General features: G+C 61.8%; 6 protein-coding genes. 5 read left to right on the plus strand and 1 reads right to left on the minus strand.

Annotation, left to right across the window (positions count from 1 at the left end; translation table 11 throughout):
* Window positions 1-34 precede the first annotated feature (34 nt).
* On the plus strand, window positions 35-658 hold the full coding sequence (locus EB815_RS33375; RefSeq protein WP_056569962.1) for a TadE/TadG family type IV pilus assembly protein: 624 nt from the start codon (window positions 35-37) through the stop codon (window positions 656-658).
* A 6-nt stretch (window positions 659-664) separates the two neighbouring features.
* Here EB815_RS33375 and EB815_RS33380 read toward each other — a convergent pair whose 3' ends face one another.
* Entirely contained in the window at window positions 665-1,588 is a 924-nt protein-coding gene (locus EB815_RS33380) for a phosphate/phosphite/phosphonate ABC transporter substrate-binding protein (protein ID WP_065005398.1), read from the minus strand.
* Between the two features lie 392 nt (window positions 1,589-1,980).
* Here EB815_RS33380 and EB815_RS33385 point away from each other — a divergent pair, with 392 nt between their 5' ends.
* The 4 genes from EB815_RS33385 to rpsT all read left to right on the plus strand — a co-directional run bounded on the left by EB815_RS33385 (window position 1,981) and on the right by rpsT (window position 5,415).
* The gene (locus EB815_RS33385) at window positions 1,981-3,222 is read left to right on the plus strand and encodes a phosphopentomutase (RefSeq protein WP_056569960.1); all 1,242 of its coding nucleotides are present in this window, start codon (window positions 1,981-1,983) and stop codon (window positions 3,220-3,222) included.
* Window positions 3,215-4,105: a bifunctional DNA-formamidopyrimidine glycosylase/DNA-(apurinic or apyrimidinic site) lyase gene (mutM, locus tag EB815_RS33390; RefSeq protein ID WP_056570454.1), complete on the plus strand. Its 891-nt coding sequence runs from the start codon at window positions 3,215-3,217 to the stop codon at window positions 4,103-4,105. The genes EB815_RS33385 and mutM overlap by 8 nt, the downstream gene beginning before the upstream one ends.
* 88 nt (window positions 4,106-4,193) lie before the next feature.
* Complete coding sequence (locus tag EB815_RS33395; RefSeq protein ID WP_056569959.1) at window positions 4,194-4,967, plus strand: enoyl-CoA hydratase; 774 nt, start codon at window positions 4,194-4,196, stop codon at window positions 4,965-4,967.
* 181 nt (window positions 4,968-5,148) lie between these two features.
* Entirely contained in the window at window positions 5,149-5,415 is a 267-nt protein-coding gene (gene rpsT / locus EB815_RS33400) for a 30S ribosomal protein S20 (RefSeq protein WP_056569958.1), read from the plus strand.
* The last annotated feature ends 851 nt before the right edge of the window (window positions 5,416-6,266 follow it).

Raw genomic sequence — 6,266 nt, forward strand, 5'->3', positions numbered from 1 at the left:
GTTCGAAGACGACAACAAGAAAAAAGGCAATGACATGATGCGTGCGGGGGCACATCCGGGAATTGCGGGGATCTGGGGCAAGGTGGTTGGGTTCCGCTCCAATCGCCGTGGGGTGGCGGCGGTCGAGTTCGCCCTGATCGTGCCGATCCTGCTGGTCATGTATTTCATGACCATGGAGGCTTCGCAGGCCATTGAGACCAGCAAGAAGGTCAGCCGCATCGGCAGCATGGTTGCCGACCTCGTCACGCAGCAGCCGACCATCGTCAAGGCGGATCTCGACGCCATCATGAAAATCGGCACCTCGACCATCCAGCCCTACAACCGCTCGACACCGAACATCACCATCACCGCGATACAGGTCACCGCCGATACGCCACCCAACGTGAACGTGGTGTGGTCGCGCAAGGTGGTCGATGGCGTCTACAGCATCGCCACTGCCCTGCCCGCGACCACCACTGTTCCGGCAACGCTCAGGGTCGCCGGCACCTTCCTCATCCGGGTCGAGAGCAACCTCGCCTATTCGCCAATTATCAACTGGCAGCCGGACACCCAACAGAAGCTTGGACTGACCCAATCCCTGTCCACGACAATCCCGATGGGCGAGACCTACTATCTGCGCCCGCGCAGGAGCCTGACGATCCCCTGCAGCGATTGCTGAAGACTTCTACTGCTGACCACCATCAGACGTCACCATGCGCACGACCGCCTCCGCCATCGCATAGTCCTTTGGGGCAACGGTCAAAAAGCCGCCGGAGTGTTTTGATTCCAGAAGATCGTAGACATCCGGCGTCGTCGATTTGAGGTTGGTGAGGAAGACGGTCAGCCGGCGCTTGGCTTCCGGGTCGAGATCGCTGCGCACGGCATGGGGACCGTATCTCAGCAAACCCGACATCCACACAACCTGAAATGCCGACGGCGCAAGGCCGGCCTCCTCCAACCTTGCCTGCGTGCCGTCAGACAACAAGGGCTGGCCGTCGGCCGTCGCCGTCACCCAGCCGAACATAGCGTCAGCCTGGCCATCGAAGAGCATTTTTTCCGCCGCGGACGAAGAATCGGCATGGACCAGAAACGGTGAATCTTCAGCGATCTTGACGTGTTCGGCGGCCAGGCCCGCCAGCGGCAAAAGCGAACCTCCGACGCTGTCCGGCGGCGGCATGGCGATCCGGTGCGCCTCCATCGCCGCCAGGTCGGGCAGCTTGCCGTCCCTGGTCAGCAGCACGGAGCGGATGCCGGCCGCCCCGTCGGAATCGACCGGAGCCACAAGCGGCTCGATGCATCCACAACGCTGCAGCGCCGTCGCGTAGGCCGTCGCCGAATAGATGGCATATTCGATCCGGGCATTGGCCTGAGCATCGATCAGTGCCGCATAGTCGCGCGCGACGACGAACTCCACCTTCATGCCAAGCGCATTGGTAAAGGATTGCGTCAACAGCGCCAGCCCCGGAACGGTGTTGCCGGCGCCAGGCTCGGCGACGATACCGATGCGAAACGTGCCGATATCATCACGCCAGTCGGCCCGCGCCGGACCACACCAAAGCGCGCCGTGCACGGCCACAAGGGCGGCGCATGCCTTCCGCGCGGCATTCATGACAAGGCCGTCCTGCGTTTTCTTCGGTCCATATCCATGCCCGCTGCCCGCGACACTTTACATCCTGGATTGAGCTTGTCGTTGCCCCAAACCACTACGCACTTTTGGGCGACATGGGCCCTTGGTTTTTTGCGCATGTCGTTGCCCCAAAACCGCTACGCACTTTTGGGCGACATGCGCCCTTGTTTTGCGCATGTCGTTGCCCCAAACCGCTGCGCACTTTTGGGCGACATGGGCCCTTGGTTTGCGCATGTCATTGCCCCAAAACCGCTGCGCACTTTTGGGCGACATGCACTGGACTATCGCGCCAAGCCGTTGCCGTTTGGTTTCCGAATTGCCAATGCCGCCGTGGGATCCTATGTCTGGGCGTCCAAACTGGCGATAATGACCCGATGGCGCGTGCTTTCCTCTTCGTCCTGGATTCTTTCGGCATCGGCGGCGCGGCCGACGCCGAACGCTATGGCGACGCCGGCGCCAACACGCTCGCGCACATCGCCGAAGCTTGCGCCGAAGGGCGCGCGGATCGCGAGCGGCTTCGGCAAGGGCCGCTGTTTGTCCCTCATATGGCATCACTCGGGCTCGGCAAGGCAGCCGAGACGGCGACAGGATTGGCTTTTGCCCATTTCGGTACGGATCTGCTCGCCAATGCTTTCCATGGCGCGGCGCAGGAAGTTTCGAGCGGCAAGGACACCCCCTCCGGCCACTGGGAGATCGCAGGCCTGCCGGTGCGTTTCGACTGGGGTTATTTCCCGGATACGGTTCCCGCCTTTCCGGCTGATCTGACCGCGGCGATGATCCGCGAGGGCGAGGTTTCAGGCATTCTCGGCAACTGCCATGCGCCGGGCACCGAAATCATCGAACGGTTCGGCGAGGAGCACATCCGCACCGGCAAGCCGATCTGCTACACTTCCGTCGACTCGGTCCTGCAGATCGCCGCGCATGAAGTCCATTTCGGGTTGGAACGGCTTTATGAGTTCTGTCAGGTCGTGCGCCGTCTGGTTGATCCGCTCAGAATCGGGCGCGTGATCGCACGGCCGTTCGTCGGTGAAACCGCCGCGACCTTCGAACGAACGTACAACCGCCACGACTATGCCGTGCCGCCGCCGGAGCCGACCTTGCTCGACCGGCTGACCGAGCGGGGAAGCCGCGTGATCGCCGTCGGCAAGATCGGCGACATCTTCGCCCATCGCGGAATTTCGGAAGTGCGCAAGGCCGCCGGCAACATGGCCATGTTCGACAAGGCGCTCGGCGCGATGGACGATGCCGCCGACGGCGATCTGGTTTTCGCCAATTTCGTCGATTTCGACACTGAATTCGGTCATCGCCGCGATGTCGCCGGCTATGCGGCCGCACTCGAGGCCTTCGACCGGCGGCTGCCGGAAGCACTCGCAAGGCTGCGACAGGGCGACCTTCTCATCCTGACGGCCGATCACGGCAATGATCCGACCTGGCGAGGGACCGATCATACGCGTGAACGCATACCGGTGATCGGCACGGGCCCCGGTTTGATAGGTGGTGACATCGGACTGAGAACAACATTCGCCGATATCGGCGAGACCGTCGCCGAACACCTCGGGCTGGCACCCGGACGCCACGGAACTTCCTTCCATGCGATGATTGGCGGCCATGCCTGAATTGCCCGAAGTCGAAACGGTCCGGCGCGGCCTGCAGCCTGTCCTGGAAGGTGCCCGTCTGGCCAGGGTCGAGGCGCGGCGGCCGGATCTCCGGTTTCCCTTTCCCGAACGGTTTTCGGAACGGCTGACCGGCAGGACGATCACGGCGCTTGGCCGCCGTGCCAAATATCTGACCATGCATGTGCAGGATGGCCCGCTGCTGATCTGCCATCTCGGCATGTCGGGCTCCTTTCGCATCGAGACCGACGATGACAGCGACACACCAGGCGTGTTCCATCACGAACGCTCGAAAAGCACGGTGCACGACCATGTCGTGTTCCATGTGATCTCCGCCGCCGGTGCCCTGTCGCGCGTAATCTTCAACGACCCGCGCCGTTTCGGTTTCATGCTGTTCGCGGAAGGATCGCCGGAGACGCATCCGATGCTGGCCGGGCTGGGCGTCGAGCCCACGGGCAATACGCTGGACGGCGTGCTGCTCGCCTCGCTGCTGAAAGGCCGCAGATCGCCTCTCAAGGCAGCTCTTCTCGACCAGAGGCTGATCGCGGGACTTGGCAATATCTATGTCTCGGAAGCGCTTTGGCGTGCCGGCCTGTCGCCCTTGCGCGAGGCGGGAACCATCGCCAGGCCGGGCAAGAAGGCCAGGGAACAAAGCGAACGCCTGGCCGAGGCGATCCGCTCGGTCATATCCGATGCCATCGCCGCCGGAGGGTCGTCGCTGCGCGACTATGTGCACACCGACGGATCGCTGGGCTACTTCCAGCACTCCTTCGCCGTCTACGACCGCGAGGGGCAGCCGTGCCCGAAACCCGGCTGCGGCGGCCACATCGAGCGTATCGTGCAGAGCGGACGCTCGACCTTCTATTGCCGGACGTGTCAGAGCTGAGTTAGTGAACGGTTTTCCCGGGAAGGCGCATGGCGCTTGGGAATGCGTCAAAACAAAGAGATAGACCGGATCGCGAGGAGAAGCAGCCATGGCCTATGAAACGATCATCACCGAGACGCGCGGCAAGGTCGGACTGATCACGCTGAACCGGCCAAAGGCGCTCAATGCGCTTAATTCCCAGATCCTTGCCGAACTCGTCTCGGCGGTGAACGGTTTCGGCGCCGACCCCGGCATTGGCGCCATGGTTGTTACCGGCTCCGACAAGGCCTTTGCCGCCGGTGCCGACATCAAGGAGATGCAGGCGATCTCCTATGTGGACGCCTACAGCCAGGACTTCTTCGTCGGATGGGAAGAGTTCACGCGGGCGCGCAAGCCGATCATTGCGGCGGTGGCCGGCTATGCCCTTGGCGGCGGGTGCGAACTGGCGATGATGTGCGATTTCATCATTGCCGCCGACACGGCCAAATTCGGCCAGCCCGAAATCACGCTCGGTGTCATTCCCGGCATGGGGGGGTCGCAACGCCTGACCCGGTTCGTCGGAAAGTCGAAGGCGATGGACATGTGCCTGACCGGACGGATGATGGATGCAGCGGAAGCCGAGCGCTCAGGCCTGGTGTCGCGGGTCGTGCCCGCCGGCGAACTCATCGAGGAGGCGATCAGGGCGGCGGCCAAGATCGCCGATTTCTCGCTGCCGTCGGTGATGATGGCCAAGGAAGCCGTCAACCGCTCCTATGAGACGACGCTGGCGGAGGGCTTGCGGTTCGAACGCCGCCTGTTCCATTCGCTTTTCGCGCTCGAAGACCAGAAGGAAGGCATGGCGGCTTTCGCCGAAAAGCGGAAGCCGAATTTCACCAATCGGTAAAGCGTTGCCGGCCGACGATCGAAACCCTGGGGCGGCGACCAAAAAGAACGCCGGGCAGCGTTGACGCGCCGGAAAAGCTGAACTATAAGCCGCACCAACCGAGGCGGCCCCGTGGCTGCCCGTTTGTTTTTTGCGCCCTGCGGCATGCCGCGTGCGCCGACCAGATCAGAAGAGAGGCATCATGGCCAACACATCCTCGGCCAAAAAGGCAACGCGCAAGATCGTCCGCCGCGCAGCGATCAACAAGAACCGCCGCTCGCGCGTGCGCACCTATGTCCGCCAGGTCGAGGAAGCACTCGCTTCCGGCGACAAGGCCGCCGCACAGGCCGCCTTCAAGGCCGCCGAGCCGGAATTGATGCGCGCCGCGACCAAGGGCGTCATCCACAAGAACACCGCGTCCCGCAAGGTGTCGCGCCTGGCCCAGCGCCTCAAGGTGTTGTCTGCCTGACATCGCCTTTTCAGACTGATCTTCTTTAAAACCCGGCCGATCACGCCGGGTTTTTTCGTTTGCCGGCAAGCACTTAAAAAGAATACTCGGAAACGGCGGTCAAAGCGGATTCCAAGCTTCGAAATGCTTTGCCGGCACATGCATGTCCGCTGATGGTTGGCACGCTTGAAAAGCATCCGCTTAGAATTTCTTAATTCTCAGAAATAAGCGCTATTTTTCAAATAGTTATCTGTGGTCATCCACAGCTTGTCCACAGCGCCCCGGGGAGGCGGGAGGACAACTGGCTGTCAAGCAAATTATTTCAGAATATTTCGCGCCGGCCAGTCTTTTTCATATTCGCCGGAAAAGGGTTTGAATCACAATGGCTTTGTCAAAATACACCGCCGTGGCATGGCGCTACGACGCGCCCGAGGTAACCAGATTCCTTAAAAATCCGTTAGACGTGGCCTTGCCCTATCCACAGCGATTTCGGTAATGTCGATCCATCGAAAGGGACGGGCCTCTGGGCCCTTAACCCAGCCTGACGCGGCCAGCTTAAATTGGCGGGATTTGCGACGCGGATCAAGTCCGCGGATGGGTTTGGTTTGCTCTTTTTCGATACGGTAGGGGACTGGCGTAACTAGACATGGCAGGTCGACGGCGCGCCGGCGTTTTCGCCGGACGGTGTTGTATTGCCCTGACATACCCAACGCGGACTGGCTTCCATGGGCCGGCACCGGTTCCCTGAGACAATGGGCGATGTTCACTGCCAGCGGCGGCAGCGGACGTTGTAGCAAAGCGCAGTCGCTGGAAGAAGGATGCAGGAGGCGCATCCCCGGCGGAAAAACAGGTACAAAACAAGGAACTCGATC

The sequence above is a fragment of the Mesorhizobium loti genome (assembly GCF_013170705.1).
In the GTDB taxonomy this organism is placed as follows: domain Bacteria; phylum Pseudomonadota; class Alphaproteobacteria; order Rhizobiales; family Rhizobiaceae; genus Mesorhizobium; species Mesorhizobium loti_D.

Coding starts and splice junctions, on each gene's coding strand:
- EB815_RS33375 (WP_056569962.1), top strand. CDS start 35: ATGATGCGTGCGGGGGCACATCCGGGAATTGCGGGGATCTGGGGCAAG.
- EB815_RS33380 (WP_065005398.1), bottom strand. CDS start 1,588: ATGAATGCCGCGCGGAAGGCATGCGCCGCCCTTGTGGCCGTGCACGGC.
- EB815_RS33385 (WP_056569960.1), top strand. CDS start 1,981: ATGGCGCGTGCTTTCCTCTTCGTCCTGGATTCTTTCGGCATCGGCGGC.
- mutM (WP_056570454.1), top strand. CDS start 3,215: ATGCCTGAATTGCCCGAAGTCGAAACGGTCCGGCGCGGCCTGCAGCCT.
- EB815_RS33395 (WP_056569959.1), top strand. CDS start 4,194: ATGGCCTATGAAACGATCATCACCGAGACGCGCGGCAAGGTCGGACTG.
- rpsT (WP_056569958.1), top strand. CDS start 5,149: ATGGCCAACACATCCTCGGCCAAAAAGGCAACGCGCAAGATCGTCCGC.